This window comes from Bartonella sp. SL320, from assembly GCF_059687635.1.
In genome coordinates this window covers 1,999,045-2,015,596 of the sequence record NZ_CM185143.1, presented here as the reverse complement: position 1 = coordinate 2,015,596, position 16,552 = coordinate 1,999,045, and the positions used below count along the sequence as shown (strand labels likewise).

Annotated in this window: 12 protein-coding genes; 8 read left to right on the top strand and 4 right to left on the bottom strand. The window is 38.2% G+C overall.

The genetic code is table 11. The features are described 5' to 3' along the window. Positions 1-65: 65 nt before the first annotated feature. The 3 genes from AC6ER8_RS07965 (at position 66) to ilvD (ending at position 3,704) form a co-directional block, all read left to right on the top strand. Complete coding sequence (locus AC6ER8_RS07965; protein WP_497078255.1) at positions 66-497, top strand: Hsp20 family protein; 432 nt, start codon at positions 66-68, stop codon at positions 495-497. A 26-nt stretch (positions 498-523) separates the two neighbouring features. After that, positions 524-775, top strand: coding sequence for a BQ00720 family protein (locus AC6ER8_RS07960; protein WP_005774433.1), 252 nt, complete (start codon positions 524-526; stop codon positions 773-775). Between the two features lie 1,090 nt (positions 776-1,865). Continuing rightward, positions 1,866-3,704, top strand: a complete 1,839-nt coding sequence (gene ilvD, locus AC6ER8_RS07955) for a dihydroxy-acid dehydratase (RefSeq protein WP_497078253.1) — start codon at positions 1,866-1,868, stop codon at positions 3,702-3,704. A gap of 370 nt (positions 3,705-4,074) precedes the next feature. On the opposite strand, the gene mutS is transcribed toward ilvD, so the two are convergent. Further along, complete coding sequence (gene mutS / locus AC6ER8_RS07950) at positions 4,075-6,819, bottom strand: DNA mismatch repair protein MutS (protein WP_497078251.1); 2,745 nt, start codon at positions 6,817-6,819, stop codon at positions 4,075-4,077. A 202-nt stretch (positions 6,820-7,021) separates the two neighbouring features. Here mutS and AC6ER8_RS07945 point away from each other — a divergent pair, with 202 nt between their 5' ends. After that, entirely contained in the window at positions 7,022-9,322 is a 2,301-nt protein-coding gene (locus AC6ER8_RS07945; protein WP_497078249.1) for an NADP-dependent malic enzyme, read from the top strand. 63 nt (positions 9,323-9,385) lie between these two features. Here the strand turns inward: AC6ER8_RS07945 and secB are convergent, their stop codons facing one another. Then, the gene (gene secB / locus AC6ER8_RS07940; RefSeq protein ID WP_497075174.1) at positions 9,386-9,862 is read right to left on the bottom strand and encodes a protein-export chaperone SecB; all 477 of its coding nucleotides are present in this window, start codon (positions 9,860-9,862) and stop codon (positions 9,386-9,388) included. 144 nt (positions 9,863-10,006) lie between these two features. After that, complete coding sequence (locus tag AC6ER8_RS07935) at positions 10,007-10,501, bottom strand: FxsA family protein (protein ID WP_497078247.1); 495 nt, start codon at positions 10,499-10,501, stop codon at positions 10,007-10,009. Positions 10,502-10,671: 170 nt separating this feature from the next. Between AC6ER8_RS07935 and AC6ER8_RS07930 the strand changes: the two genes are divergently transcribed. Further along, a complete protein-coding gene (locus AC6ER8_RS07930; RefSeq protein WP_497078245.1) occupies positions 10,672-11,364 on the top strand; it encodes a Tim44/TimA family putative adaptor protein in 693 nt (230 codons plus the stop codon). Positions 11,365-11,416: 52 nt separating this feature from the next. Then, complete coding sequence (locus AC6ER8_RS07925; protein WP_497078243.1) at positions 11,417-12,007, top strand: Smr/MutS family protein; 591 nt, start codon at positions 11,417-11,419, stop codon at positions 12,005-12,007. 1,405 nt (positions 12,008-13,412) lie between these two features. Here AC6ER8_RS07925 and AC6ER8_RS07920 read toward each other — a convergent pair. Next, positions 13,413-14,612, bottom strand: a complete 1,200-nt coding sequence (locus AC6ER8_RS07920) for an aspartate aminotransferase family protein (RefSeq protein WP_497079676.1) — start codon at positions 14,610-14,612, stop codon at positions 13,413-13,415. A gap of 483 nt (positions 14,613-15,095) precedes the next feature. Between AC6ER8_RS07920 and AC6ER8_RS07915 the strand changes: the two genes are divergently transcribed. Then, positions 15,096-15,629 carry a GcrA family cell cycle regulator gene (locus AC6ER8_RS07915; RefSeq protein ID WP_497078241.1) on the top strand — a complete coding sequence of 178 codons (534 nt, stop codon included), beginning with the start codon at positions 15,096-15,098 and terminating at the stop codon, positions 15,627-15,629. A gap of 617 nt (positions 15,630-16,246) precedes the next feature. Further along, on the top strand, positions 16,247-16,402 hold the full coding sequence (locus AC6ER8_RS07910) for a hypothetical protein (RefSeq protein WP_497078239.1): 156 nt from the start codon (positions 16,247-16,249) through the stop codon (positions 16,400-16,402). The last annotated feature ends 150 nt before the right edge of the window (positions 16,403-16,552 follow it).

Genomic DNA, 16,552 nt, shown 5'->3' with positions numbered 1-16,552 from the left:
AATGCAGCGAACACTTTAATATAGAGTTTGGTCAAGTAAAGCCGCTTTAAAGAGGATACTCATGAATGACACATGTGACACCTTTCTCCAATCCTTTTCTTTTAGGATTTGAAACCGTAGAAAAAATATTACAACGTATCGGTAAAGCTGATGAGGCTTACCCAGCCTATAATATTGAACGTTTACACAAAAACGATGATGCAAATCATATCCGGATAACTTTAGCTGTTGCTGGATTTAAGATTAATCATCTTAATATTTTGCTCGATGATAATCAATTGGTTATTCATGGTAAACAAACAGACAACCAAAATCATCAATATTTATATCGCGGTATAGCTGCGCGACAATTCCAGCGGACCTTCGTTCTTGCGGAAGGAATGAATGTCACAAATGCTGAGTTGAAAAATGGTCTTTTATCAATTAATCTATATCAACCAAAATTAAAAAAAGAAATAAAACAGATTCCAATTAAAGTCAGTTGTAGTGAGTCATAAAAGTTAAGGCGTAAAGGAACAGTGAAATGGGAGAACATAAACAAAGCTTATCGTTTCAGAACACGTCCTACTCTGATGCGGGACAGATTGCTTATTTAAAAAAGGTTTGTACAGATGATTTGGCTAAAAACTTTCCAGATCTTCCACCCATGACTCCAGGCATTACCATATGGGCACTTTTTGGTGAAACAGGTTATCCTATCATTTTATCTGATGAGCGCTCTATTGCTCTTGCTGGAGCCAATGAGCATGAACTCCAAATTGTAACGCTACACTAGATTGCCTTATGAGAGAAAAACGGGTCTTTTGTCAATTTTATCCGTTTTTTCTCAATTAGAGGGGATTGAGACATTTAGCGGTATTATTGGCTTTGGCCTTCTTTTGTTGGTAAGGGCACGCGGTATCTTGGTATTGTATGTGTTTCTTAAAAAGGATTGGTCGTCTGCTGTAATGTCGTGTTATCACTCAAATAACATATTGAAGACTATTCATAATTGATTTGTTACAACTGGAATGGGAGTCATGAAAATCGTGCGATTTTCCCATTTAAGTTTCTATCGTATGGATCAATAAAAATTCTTGTTTGTCATAAGCAGAGTGAGCGTGCAGGTGAAAAGTACGTGAAGACAAGCAGTAAAAATGCCTTTTATGACTTATCTTAAGTGCCAAGGGCTCTCGCAACATTGGGGATGAATGAGTATGATTTTGCCAATTTTTATATAAGTATAAAGTTGGTGGTGCTCTATAAGTTTTTTATTTATAGAATCATATTCCTTACGGGCTTGGTGAGAAATGGGCTAGAGCGTAATTAAGAGATGTTTCTTAAAAAAACGAGTGCGTGAATTGGTAGAACAAGTAAATGTGTTTTGTTTTTCGTGAGGGGTGTGACTGCATTGAGAAATATGAAAAACAAAAGCATGAGACAAGGTGTCATCATTATTTAAGGTATCGCTATGGATGCTTTTGAAAGGCATAAAGCTAAAAGTGTGAGGAGATAGTAAGTTTTTTGACAATTAGGCTTTCATGTCCTTCACCAATTAGACTGTATTCTTATTCCAGAAATTACGCAAACAGATCGATGCAATAATAATTTTCCACTAAATTTGGCATATAAAAATCTGGAACAGTTCGTGTTGCACTGAACCGTTTTAATATTTATCTTAAATATACAATTGTGCTGAGATTAGATGTTGAGGTAAAAATAAAAGCTTTATGATTTTATAAAAAAATTTATGCAGAACTTTTAATTTTGTGCTTCAACTGTCTCAGTAGAAAGGTATTTTTCTCTTTTGAAGATTAAAACTCTTGTTTTTAGAGTGAAGTTACAGCACAACAAGCAAAATGGAATTATTTGAGGGGAAAAAAATAATGCCTTCTTACCGTTCAAGAATATCGACACACGGGCGTAATATGGCAGGTGCCCGAGGTCTTTGGCGTGCAACCGGGATGAAAGATACGGATTTTGGTAAACCCATTATTGCGATTGCGAATTCTTTTACACAATTTGTACCAGGGCATGTCCATTTAAAAGATCTTGGACAATTGGTTGCGCAACAAATAGCCATTGCTGGTGGTGTTGCAAAAGAGTTTAACACCATTGCTGTCGATGATGGCATTGCAATGGGGCACGATGGAATGCTTTATTCTCTGCCTTCACGTGAAATTATTGCTGATTCTGTAGAGTATATGGTCAATGCCCATTGTGCGGATGCTCTGGTCTGTATTTCTAATTGTGACAAAATTACACCTGGAATGCTAATGGCTGCTTTAAGATTGAATATTCCAACAATCTTTGTTTCAGGCGGTCCCATGGAAGCCGGTAAGATTAAATGGAAAGATCAAGAGTTAAGAGTTGATTTGGTTGATGCTATGGTTGCCGCCGCTTCAGAACAAAACTCAGAAGAAGAAGTTGCTGAAATGGAGCGCGCTGCTTGTCCTACATGTGGCTCTTGTTCTGGAATGTTTACGGCCAATTCCATGAATTGTTTAACAGAAGCCTTAGGGCTTTCGCTTCCGGGAAATGGATCAGTGTTAGCAACCCATGCAGATCGACGAATGCTTTTTGAAGAAGCTGGAAAGCAGATTGTTGCATTGGTCAAGCGTTATTATGAAAAAGATGATGAAACAGTTTTGCCACGCTCTATTGCTTCACGCAAGGCTTTTGAAAATGCCATGACCGTTGATATTGCTATGGGGGGATCAACCAATACAGTTCTGCACCTTCTAGCTGCGGCGCAAGAGGGTGAGGTGGATTTTACCATGACAGATATTGATCAACTTTCACGTCGTGTTCCTGTTTTATGCAAGGTTGCTCCTGCTATTGCGAATATTCATATGGAAGATGTTCATCGTGCAGGTGGGATTATGGGTCTTTTAGGTGAATTGGATGCGGCGGGACTTATTGATACATCAACCTATACGGTTCATGCAAAAACTATGAAAGAAGCTCTTGATCATTGGGATATAAAACAAACCAATGAACCAGCAGTCCATGCATTTTATCGTGCTGCTCCAGGTGGTATTCCAACACAGATAGCTTTTAGCCAATCTTGTCGCTATGAAACTCTAGATCTTGATCGTAAAAAAGGTGTGATTCGTGATAGGGACCATGCCTACTCACAAGATGGAGGATTGGCAGTTCTTTATGGGAATCTAGCAAAAGAGGGCTGTATTGTAAAAACAGCAGGTGTTGATTCATCAATTTTGACCTTTAAAGGTCCGGCAAGAATTTTTGAAAGCCAAGATTCAGCTGTTTCAGCAATCTTAAATAATAAAATTAAAACAGGTGATATTGTTTTAATCCGTTATGAAGGTCCACGTGGAGGACCTGGAATGCAAGAAATGCTGTATCCAACGAGTTATCTCAAATCTAAAGGATTGGGTAAAGTTTGTGCACTTGTGACAGATGGACGTTTTTCAGGGGGAAGCTCAGGGCTCTCGATAGGACATATTTCACCAGAAGCAGCTGAAGGAGGGGAAATTGCGTTGGTGGAAGAAGGAGATATCATAGAAATTGATATTCCAAACCGTAATATTCATATGTTGGTTGATGACCTTGAGATAAAGCAGCGTCGTGCTAAGATGGAAGCGAAAGGAAAAGAGGCGTGGCAACCGGTTGAGAAACGTCAACGCAAAGTTTCAAAGGCGCTCAAAGCCTATGCTGCGATGACGACATCTGCCGCAAAAGGCGCGGTTCGCAGTATTTAATGAGATAATGGACGTATCTTATAAAGAAAGCACTCTGTTTTTTTTGGTATCTTTTACGTGATATTCTACGCAGATTATTCTATTTGAATGAGAATTTTGAATATCGTAAGATTTTTTCATTTCCGACCTGTGTATGCTGAATCAATTAAAATCATTCTCTTGCGCGTTATAAGCGCAGAGAGCCCTGCGGAAAAAAACATTCAAGAAAAGAGTAAAAATACCTTTTATGATTTGTCTCAAGCACAAAGGATTTATCGTAACATGAGGGATGGACAAATAGAATGATGATGCCAGTTTGCAAGATACATCAAAAAAAGAGCACATGAGTTTTTATTAAGAAAGTTTTTGAATAAAAAAGAACATCTATTTTTTATAGGGGCTTATTCTTTTCAAGCTGTTTGAGATGATAAATTGCTTCTAAAGCTTGCTTAGGGGAGAGCTCATCGGGATGAATATTTTTTAAAGCTTCGTGAAGGACATCATGTTTGTTGTTTCCTTCGTTGAGGGGAGAGGTCGCTTTAAGAGAAAAGAGCGGTAAATCATCAATGAGTTTATGTCCTTTTCCAGCCATTTCACCTTGTTCTAATTGATGGAGGACATCTGTCGCTCGTGTAATAACAGCGCTAGGAAGTCCAGCAAGCTTTGCAACTTGTACCCCATAGGATCGGTCTGCGGCTCCTGGTGTGACCTCATGAAGAAAAACCACATCGCCATTCCAATTTTTAACTTTCATGGTTACATTATGCAGTCTGCCAAGTTTTTCGGTCAGTGCTGTCATTTCATGAAAATGGGTAGCGAGAATAGCACGACAATGGTTAACTTCATGGAGATATTCAACGGCAGCCCAGGCAATAGAAAGTCCATCAAAGGTTGATGTACCACGCCCTATTTCATCGAGAATAACAAGAGAATGGTGGCTCGCATGATTGAGAATCGTTGCTGTTTCAACCATTTCCATCATAAAGGTTGAGCGTCCTCGCGCAAGATCATCGGAAGCTCCGACACGACTAAACAAGCGATCAACGACACCAATATGTGCTGAAGTGGCTGGAACAAAAGATCCCATTTGCGCCATAATAGCAATGAGAGCATTTTGTCGCAAAAAAGTTGATTTTCCTCCCATATTAGGCCCTGTCAAAAGCCATATTGCGGCATATTGCTGATTTTCTTGCACAGAGAGATCACAATTATTGGCAACAAAGGGTTCTGCTGCTTGTTTGCGCAGCGCCTGTTCAACAACAGGATGGCGTCCTGCGGTAATATGAAAGGTTAGGGAATGATCAATTTTAGGGCGGCAATAGCCTTGTTCTTCAGCAAGATATGCTAAAGCAACAGAAACATCTAAAATAGCAAGTGCTTCAGCGGCTTTACGAATAAAGTCAATTTGTTCAATAATTTCCTGAACGAGCGTATCAAAGATCTCCAGTTCAAGTGTCAAGGCGTGGTTTGCAGCATGCGCAATACGACTTTCAAGGTCAGCAAGTTCTGTTGTCGTAAAACGCATAGCGTTTGCCATTGTTTGCCGATGAATAAAGCGTGCTTTAGCTTGTGGATCATTTATAAGGGCAGATGCTTGTGTACTGGTGACTTCAATGAAGTAACCTAGAATATTATTATGCTTTATTTTGAGTGTCTTAATATCTGTTTCTCGGGCATATTGCGCTTGAAGTTCAGCAATGACACGACGTGATTCATCACGTAAAGAACGCATTTCATCAAGCTCTTTATGATATTGAGAGCGAATAAAACCACCATCACGTTTCAGCAGGGGAAGATCATCAGCCAGTGCTTGTTCTAAATGGTGATGTAAAGCAATGGGTAGGTTCGAAAAGACCTGTTGTACATCACTTATTTCTTGAGGTAGGAGCTCATTATTAAGAAGCTGATGAATTTCACGAATGATTTCAAATCCGCGCTGAATCGTTGCCATATCACGAGGACCTCCTCGTCCAAGAGCTAAGCGTGAAACGGCGCGGGGCATGTCTGGTCCCCCTTTTAAAGTGAGCTTTATTGCCTCTGCAAGAGAAGGATTACGGAGAAAAAAATCGATAGAATCCAAACGCGTATCAATCGCTGAAGGGGTGGTAAGAGGAGCAATAAGGCGATCGATGAGAAGGCGAGATCCTCCTCCTGTTACAGTGCGATCAATAGCTTTTAGTAAACTTCCATTCCGTTGACCTGATGTCGTTCGAATAAGCTCTAGGCTTAGTCTGGTTGCAGCATCAATAAAGAGGGTAGCACTTTCATTTTGACGCTCAGGTTGCATGAGGGGAGGACGATGTGTGATTTGTGTTTTTTCGATATAACGAATAGCCGCCACAATTGCAGAGAGTTCGCAGCGTGAATAATCTGCAATACCTTCAAGAGTTGCCAATTTAAAATAAGTACAAATATCGCGTTCAGCGGTGAGGGTATCAAAAAGAGAAGTTGGTTGAGGTGAGACGATACGATCAAGAACACTAAAAAGTGATTTGTGAGATTTATCATGAAAAAAGGAATCAGCAACAATGATTTCCTGTGGATCCACACGCATAATATCTGCTAAAAGTTTCTCTTGGCGGCTTTCTGTTACACGAAATATGCCTGTTGAGATATCAATCCAAGAAAGAGCAAACTCTTCTCCGTCGCTGGTTTTTATGCGGGCAAGTGTCATCAAATAATTTGCGCGTGTTGGATCAAGGAGTTTTTCTTCTGTTATCGTTCCAGGGGTTACAAGACGAACAACATCACGCCGAACAACGGATTTTGAGCCTCGTTTTTTCGCTTCAGCAGGATCTTCTGTTTGTTCACAAACAGCAACGCGATAACCACAAGCAATTAGTTTTTGTAAATAATCATCAGCAGCGTGAACGGGAACACCGCACATAGGAATATCTTGTCCTAAATGTTTTCCGCGTGCTGTGAGTGTGATTCCCAAGGCTTGAGCAGCTTCAATGGCATCATTAAAAAATAATTCGTAAAAATCCCCCATTCGGTAAAAAAGAAGAGAATCATGATGAACGGCTTTAATTTCTACGTATTGCTCCATCATAGGTGTAAGACGTTCTTGAGAGGAAGCAGAGAGGGAAGCAGGCTGCGGAATTAAATTATTTTTATGGTTGTTTTTTTTATCCATTTTTACGTGGCCTGTTTCCTTGCAGTAAAGCTTTGACTCTTTTTTTTACTTCAATATTTATTTATCTCTAAATTGAAACGCATTATCAGATTTGCTAAGGCAAAGAATAGCGATTTCTAATATATGAATCAAATTTAAAAATTGAGTGATTATACGTATTATCAAGCAAAATTTATACCGTTTTTGGAGAAAATAAAGTGAGATGAAAAAGAGCGAACAGGATCAGAAAATATCTCAAACCGTTTACAGTGCGAGCGAACGAGAAGCTCTTGATTTTCATAGTCGTGGTCGACCAGGAAAGCTTGAGATTGTTGCAACAAAGTCTATGGCAACACAGCATGATTTAGCTTTGGCTTATTCACCAGGTGTTGCGGTTCCAGTTAAGGCAATTGCTCAAAATCCCGCGCTCGCTTATGATTATACAGTAAAAGGCAATCTTGTTGCTGTTATTTCAAATGGTACAGCTATCTTAGGCTTAGGAAATTTAGGTGCACTTGCTTCTAAGCCAGTCATGGAAGGCAAAGCAGTGCTGTTTAAGCGTTTTGCGGATATTGATTCGATTGATTTAGAAATCGACATAGACGATACGGAAAGTTTTATCAATTTGGTGCGTCATCTAGAACCTTCTTTTGGTGGAATCAATCTTGAAGACATTAAGGCGCCTGAATGTTTTATGATTGAAAGTCGCCTGCGGGAGGTGATGAATATTCCTGTTTTTCACGACGATCAACACGGTACAGCAATTATTGTGGCCGCTGGTGTTCTCAATGCTTTGACTTTAACAGGACGCGATATGCAAAATACGCGGTTAGTCTGTAATGGTGCTGGTTCTGCAGGGATTGCTTGTATTGAATTGATTAAAGCGATGGGCTTTCGTTCTGAAAATATCATACTTTGTGATACAAAAGGTGTGGTTTATGAAGGTCGTAAAGAGGGAATGAATCAGTGGAAGTCTGCGCATGCTGTTCGGACGGATAAACGTACGCTTATGGAAGCAATGGAAGGGGCAGATATATTTTTCGGGGTTTCTGCTAAAGGGGCATTGACTCCTGAAATGGTCAAATCCATGGCACCGCAGCCAATTATTTTTGCTATGGCCAACCCTGATCCAGAAATTACGCCGGAAGAGGTTATGCAAGTGCGTCAGGATGCCATTGTCGCAACAGGTCGTTCCGATTATCCCAATCAGATTAATAATGTTCTCTGTTTTCCTTATATATTTCGTGGTGCACTTGATGTGCGTGCAACGGTTATTAATGAAGACATGAAAATCGCTGCGGCAAGGGCTATTGCCAATTTAGCACATGAGGAAGTTCCTGACAGCGTTGCAGAAGCCTATCGGGGAAAGCGATTAAAGTTTGGTCCTGATTATATCATCCCTGTGCCATTTGATCCGCGTTTATTTACGGTTGTTTCAATGGCGGTAGCAAAAGCCGCAATGGAAAGCGGTGTTGCGCAAAAGCACATAGATGATTTAGATGCCTATGAGCGCGATTTGAATGCGAGACGTGATCCTATTTCTTCGGTGATGCGAGGGGTTTATAACCATGTTCGTCAAGCACCAAAACAAATTGTCTTTGCAGAAGGTGAAGAAGAGCAGGTCATGCGGGCTGCTGTTTCCTATGTTCATCAAAAATTAGGACAAGCGATTTTGGTTGGTCGTGAGGAGCAAGTAAGAGAAACGGCTGTTTTTGCTGGAATTGATCTGGAGCGTGAAGGTATTTCTATCATCAATGCTAAGCTTTCCTCTCGTACAGATGCTTATGCGAATTATCTTTATAAAAAGATGCAGCGTCAAGGCTGGCTGTTGCGTGATTGTCATCGTCGTATCAATAATGATCGAAATTATTTTGCTGCGTGTATGGTGGCACTAGGGGATGCGGATGCAATGGTTACAGGGGTAACACGCAATTATGAAACAGCGCTTGTTGATATACGTCGGGCAATTGATGAAAAACCAAAAGAACGATTGATTGGTATTTCAGTAGCTATTTGCCGTGGTCGAACTGTGTTTATTGCGGATACTGCTGTTTATGAAAATCCTAATTCGGAAGAACTTGCGGATATAGCGGAACAAACGGCTTCATTTGTGCGTGGATTTGGGTATAAGCCAAGGGTTGCATTTTTGGCATTTTCTACATTTGGTTATATGAAAGGGAAGGTTACACAGCAAATTCAGGAGGCAATTAATATTTTGCATGAACGCAAAGTTGATTTTGAGTTTGATGGAGAAATGAGTGCTGATGTCGCGCTTAATACCAAATTGATGCAGCAATATCCATTTATGGGATTAACGGAGACCGCTAATATTTTGGTTATGCCTGGATATCACGCCTCTTCTATCGCAAGCAAAATGTTACAAGAACTTGGGGACGCAACTATCATTGGTCCTATTTTAATTGGATTGGAAAAATCTGTCCAAATTGTACCGTTTAGTGGAAACGATACTGATGTTGTCAACATTGCAATGCTTGCAGCTTATCATGCGGCAAAAGTCATCTAAAAAAAGCCCCATAATATAACAATAATATGTTATGGGGCTTTATGATAGTAAAAGAATAAATTTTTAGGATGGCTGTGTCTGATTGTCTTTTTGTTCTTCAGCAAGACGCTTTTGGAAGAGGGCTGCAAAATCAATAGGATCAATCCACAAAGGCGGAAAACCACCATTTTGAGTAGCATTCGATATAATTTGGCGAGCAAATGGAAATAAAAGACGAGGACATTCAATAAAGACCAGTGGCATAACATGTTCTTGTGGAATGTTTTTAAGGTGGAAAACGCCACCATAAATCAGCTCCACATGAAATAAGGTTTCAGTGTCATCATTGGCTTTGACGGAGAGAGACAAAACGACATCGTAATTATCATCCCCAATGGGGTTAGCATTGACATTAATATTGATATCAATTTGTGGGGATTTTTCACGTGCACGCAATGAATGAGGAGCACCTGGGTTCTCGAATGAGAAATCTTTTAAATATTGAGTTAATACAGCAAAAACCGGCTCTACACTATTGTTGTTCATTTCACCTTCAGCCATACGACGAACCTCTCTCATTATAGTATATATGTTTTTATTTTAGCTCTAAAGATCGGATTGGTTATCATGCCTTGCAAGAGGTTGCAAGGAATGCGCTCTTTTTATCTTGAAGATTTTTTAATTCATTACAGATTTTGGAGCATTTTAATGGTTATCATCATTTTTGCGCCATGGGGATTCTTTTGTATCATAAATTTTGTAATCTTCAGCATTAAGATCAATTATTTTTTCAGAGTCATGTGTTCTTTTCGTGTTGGGATTCATTTTGTTTTTTAATGATGAAAAGAAATGCCAAATAACAGAGCGAATTGGTTTAATAAGAAGCAATATTCCCAAAAGATCACTTACAAAGCCAGGAAGAATGAGCAAAAGCGCACTAAACATGATGAAAGCATCATGAATAATATTATTTTCTAATGCACGTCCTTGGATAAGTTCACTTTGTATGTTTTTTAAAAGGCTAAGCCCTTGAATTCGCAATAAAACAACCCCAACTATGGTTGTGAAAACAACCAAACTCAAAGTTGCCAAAATACCAATTTCTTGACCAACAAAGATAAAACCAGCGATCTCGATTAAAAGAATACAAAGAAAGATAACGACAAAAAAACGAGGTTTTATAGAATAAAGTTTTATCACATGAAAATTTCCTTCTGGATGAGGTGGGGAGAAATCCTTAAGAGAACTCCTTCATATAAAATCTATAAAAATATTTGAATGGTAGGATTCCTTATTTTACATATTTATTGATAAATGATATTGACTGCAATGTTTATTACTGACTTAAAGCTTGGAGATTGACAGCGCCCATGGAATTTGACGTTATACTTGTCATCGCTCTTGTTGTTATGGTTGTTATTTTTGTGCAACTCCGTAGTGTATTAGGAAAACGAATTGGGTTTGAAAAGCCTCCCTTTGATCCTTATTCACGTCGTTCTAAAAAACAAGCTGAAACAGAAACGGCTGATAATATTGTTTCGCTCCCTCATCAGAAAAATTCACAAAAAGGTAATTTTAGTGAAATTGATAAAATTGCACCGGAGGGAAGTGTTTTGAATAGAGATTTGCGGGCACTGTGTAAAGTTGATCCTCATTTTTCTCCTCAATCTTTTATAAAAGGTGCACAAATTGCTTATGAAATGATTGTAACGGCTTTTGCTAAAGGTGATCGTGGTCAACTTAAAAGCTTACTTTGTCAGGATGTTTTTGAGAGCTTTTGTACAGCTATTGAGCAACGAGAAAAAAACAAAGAAAGAATAGAGTTTACTTTTGTTGGAATTAATAAAATCGAATTTGTTGCAGCGGCAATACAAGAAAAGGACGAACTTTTAACGGTACGTATTGTTAGTGAGATGATTTCTGTTACTTATAATGAACAGGGTGAGCGTATAGATGGTGATCCCGATGCTATTGTAGAAATTAGAGATATTTGGACGTTTGTTCGCAATAGCCTATCGCCGGATCCAAACTGGAAGCTTTTTGCTACAGAGGATGAAAATTAAAGTTCTTTTTGTTTTTCTTCCATAAGTACGCAATGATTTATGAGAAATTGAAATGTCCTCAAGTGAATGGAGACAAAAAAGAGATTTATTGACTGCACAAGATCGCCTTTTATGGGAGATGGTTTGTCGTACGACAAAACCTCTTCATGGTAAGATGTCTTCTTCTGTTTTAGAAGATATTGTAATGACTAATGATAAAAACCATTACACAACTCAACCTCCTTTAATTTCTCAGGAAAAGCAACAAGCTTCAACAATTATTAAAAAAGAAAAGAAAGCAGTTACACAAGCGCATAAAATTCATTTTTTTGATCATGTTGCGCATCGTAAAATTTCCCAAGGGCGTTATCCTCTTGAGGCGCGTCTTGATCTTCACGGTTATATGCAAGAAGAAGCTTATTTTTTCTTAAAAAATTTTTTACAATCCTCTCAGAAGAGGGGGTTGCGTTATGTTCTTGTGATTACAGGAAAAGGCCGATCCATTGGGAGCGATGGGGCTTTGTGTAGATTTGTTCCGTATTGGTTATCAACACCAGCTTTTCGATATTATGTTCATGCATTTGAACAAGCTGCGCGTCATCATGGTGGTGAAGGGGCGCTTTATGTTTGGTTGCGTCGTTTCGTGTCGGGAAAAGGAAAATGATGTTATTATAGTCGTCAAGTTTAATATTTATTTCAAAAGATTTTGTCTATTATAGATCATAGAAGAGGTAAGATAAAATAATGATTTATAATCATAAATCATTATTTTCGTCTCTTGTATAAGACGCTTTTAATACAATATCTTCTTATTTTTAATTTTTTTATAAAGACTATTATCTTACACTCTATATAGTGGCTCATTTTTTATGGTTTAATAGAATGACTCACCTACGAAAAACAGAAAGTTTTAAGTAGAGCACTTTTGAAAGAGAATGGAGTTATTTAATTACTTTCATGGCTTTTAGATGATAAAGGTCCGTAAAACTTTTTTGTAGTATTACGCTGCGCGTTTTCATATTTTAGAGTTGGGGATTGCTCATATATTGCCATCAATCTTATCTCTATGAATATGACGTGTAGTGCTCTGTAAGAATAAGTAAACATAAAGTCCGATGTGTCACGTTGGTATGTCACAAAGTTTTTATCAGAAACTGCCACTTTTTTTCCGATTCATCGTTGGAAAGTTTTACGTTTTATGGCGTTGTTTCCTTAAAAGAGCTTTTGCTTTTGTCACTACTTATAAATCAACATTCAAATCTAATGCAGCTGCATATTTGAGATAAATATTAAGGTGGTTCATTGCTCTACGAGTTGTATCAGATTTTGGAGGTCAAATAGATAAGCGTATCTTTTGTGGGGTAATTTCTGAAATAGGAAAACAGCCTAATTGAAGAAGGATATAAAGCTTTAAAGCTGTTCCCCAGTTTAGTCATTTCCTTTAATTTGGCTTTACGGTTTTCAAAAGTATCTAAAGCAGTATCTTATAATAGAGATTACGCATTATTTCAGGCTTTTGTTTATTGCGTGTTTTTTTTGGGTCACGACCCTCATATAAAATAGAATGCTATTGGTTTGCTCATTCACGGGTTTATTAAAAAAATATTTTTCAATGTTCATCACACTCGTTTTGCTACGGCCCTCATGAAGGGGATATAATGACAAAGCTTTGAGCTCCTCATCTTTATGCTTATAAAGAATCAAAACGATACCATTACACACTTGTGTCAGCCCTAGAATATTGCGCTAATCTTGGGCATGTGTGGCAATTCATTAGAGGTATTTTTATTGGTAAAGTTTTTACCCACACGCCAGATTCACTTGGTTGTGTGCAAGAGAATGGTTTTGATTGATTCAAGATAAACAGATTTGAAATAAAAGAATCTGACGATGTGTGGGATTCTTATTCAATATAAACAATGATAAACTATCATTTATGAATCAATACCTTAAATCATATCTAAAAAATTCTTTAAGGATTTTTGCATAATCGATCAGCGCACATATTACTACTGGTGTTAAAAACAGATAAGTCCGTGAAATAACGAAGAATTTTATGTGTGTAATATTTATCTTTCTTTGTTTAGGTGCGAAAGATAAGCAATTGCTTTTTCAATACGATGCAAACTTTCATCTATTTCTTCTTCCCTAATGATAAGAGGAGGCAATAAGCGTACGACATTGTTGTTGGCTGCAACACTTAAGAGATATTCTTTTTCCAAAGCATCGACGACAAGATTTGAAGGAACAACACATTGAATGCCCATCATAAGACCCACCCCCTGAACTGCACGGATAATGTCAGGGTAAATATTGAGCATATGCAAAAGCCCACTTTTTAGTTTATCCCCCATGTTTTGCACATGGCTAAGAAAACTTGACTCTAACAGGGTATCAAGAATACTATTTCCTACAGCCATTCCAAGAAGATTCCCTCCAAATGTTGAACCATGGGTCCCAAGTGTCATACTTTTTGCAACTTTATCTGTTGCAAGGCAAGCCCCTAATGGAAACCCACCTCCTAGTCCTTTTGCGAGGGTAAGGATATCAGGTGTGACACCACTCCATTCATAAGCAAAAAGCTTTCCGGTTCGTCCCATGCCCGTTTGGACTTCATCAAAAATCAACAATAGACCATTATCATCACATATTTTGCGCAAAAATCTTAAATATTCATGAGAAACTGTTCGTATCCCTCCTTCTCCTTGAATGGGTTCAATAAGAATAGCGGCGGTATTTTTATGAATAGCGTTCCGCACAGCGATTTCATCACAAAAAGGGACTTGAATAAATCCACCAGCTTTAGGTCCAAAGCCCTCAAGATATTTTTCATGTCCCGTCGCAGCAAGTGCTGCAAGTGTTCGTCCATGAAATGCCCCTTCAAAAGTAATGATTTCAATGCGTTCTAGATGACCAGCAGCATAGTAATAATGACGTGCGGTTTTGAAAGCGCATTCCAATGCTTCCGTGCCTGAATTGCAGAAAAAAACCTTATCTGCAAAACTATTTGCACAAAGCCGCGTGGCAAGAGCGGTCTGTTCAGGAGACTGAAAAAGATTAGAAACATGCCAAAGTTTTTCAGCTTGTCTTTTGAGCGTATCAACCAGTTTAGGATGGGCATACCCTAATGCATTAACAGCAATGCCAGATGTGAAATCAAGATAACGTTCTCCTTTGTCGGAAATAAGCCAGACACCATGCCCCTGTTCAAAATGCAAGTTTCGTCGTGCAAAACATTCGTAAAGTGGTTGGATAGAGATGGTATCCATCATAATTTCCTTTATATTTTAACCTTTTTAATATATACAAAGCAACACTACAAATAAGACAACATGATACATTTCGTTACAGTGTTTTCAACGTTTTATGACGATGAATGATTATATCTATGGAGTAGATCATTACACCAATTGAAAAAAGTCAACAAAAGTTCTATAAACAAGCATTTTGGGGAAAAGCCTTAAATAAAAGTGAACGCTTAACCTATGATTGGTTTGCAAGTTGGGGAAAACATTCTAAATAAATTCTTCAAGAGGCAAAGACTCTTGTCATAGAGTGAGTGCATATTGTAATTTACATTATCGTTAAGCAAGATGATGTGTTTTGATTTGTAAGTTCCACAGGTTGGATGATTTTCTTATGCTCGCTTAGAGTGTAAAATTCTTTCATTCAGCGCATTGAAAATATTATTGAAACATTTGAAGGTGTGAAGGGGGAGCATCTCAGTGATATAATCGGAATGGAGTGCTGGTATGGGTTGGACATGTGAACGCGTTGAGCTTCTTAAGAAGCTTTGGAGTGAAGGGTTAAGTGCAAGTCAAATTGCTGCTCAATTAGGTGGGGTCAGCAGAAATGCAGTCATCGGTAAAGTGCATCGATTAAAATTGCCAGGGCGTGGTAAGACAGCACCAGGAAGCGTGCGTGCGCAAAAAGCTCCTGCAGGAAGTAGCTCATCATCTCCACGTGTGCGTCGCAACACATCCAGCGCATCACCAATAAACACACAACCTATCGATATTGAAGAAAAAACTTTAAAGACAGAGTTTATAGCAGAAGCTGTAAAAGAAGTTGATATGTCTGCAAAATCCAATGTCGTTGTGCCTATATCACGTCAACTTAATCTGCTGCAATTGAGTGAAAATACATGTAGATGGCCGGTGGGGGATCCATTATCAGCAGATTTTCATTTTTGTGGTGCTGATTCTGATGAAAATAGTCCCTATTGTGCTTTTCATGCTAAGCTAGCATTTCAACCAATATCTGAAAGACGACGAATAAGAGTGTAAACTCCACGATATAATCTCATATTTTGCGTTTTCTATGCTTCATTATTAAATTTTAATGATTGAATTATTATGAGATAAGAAATTTTATGAAGCTTTTAGTCAATGAGAATATCTCTCCATAAAAATATTCGATGAAATTATATCTTTTGGTGCTGTTTCATAGATAGATGTAACAATTTATTGGTTTATAAAGCTACTCTAGTGCCATTCATATTAAATTAGAACTCCGAATATCGTAAGATTCTCTCATTTCAAATCTGCGTATTTTGAATCAATAAAACCCATTTGCTTGCACACCACAAGAAAGACTGGTGTTGTAGGTAAGGTTGTATAAGAAAGGAGTAAAAATACCTCTTATAATCCTTCTTTCAGTGCCAAGAGCTTCAAGGATTGTCGCAACATTGAGGGTAAGTAATAGTGCTAGCTTGCTCTTTAAACTTCAAGATCGAAGTCCTTAATAGCTTTATCGTTACCTCTTTCATGAGGGCTGTCACAAAACAGGAAAGGTCAAAAAACCTTTTATAGATAAAACACTCGCGATGATTTTTGACAGATCATCTGCATGCCTCCATACTTCATTCGATATCAGTATGTGCTAGCTTGAGAGAGGTTCCATTATGCTTACGGGCTCGAAGATGCAGATTGATTATAGTAAAGATATAGCTGATACAGAACGTATTTTATCGCATTTTTGGGGATATCGTTATATTGCAAGCAACAAAACACCAACGCATGCTCAAATGAGCGCAATATACACAAATTCCAGTTATTAATGCCCTGACAGATGATATATATCTTTACCAAATGCTAGCAGGCATTTTAGCCTATGAGGAGCATTGTGGGCCAATTAATGGCAAAATGTTTTTGTGGATGGGAATAAAGTACTCCATTTTTTGATTGAAGCTGCGGCTTTTTGTATTTTC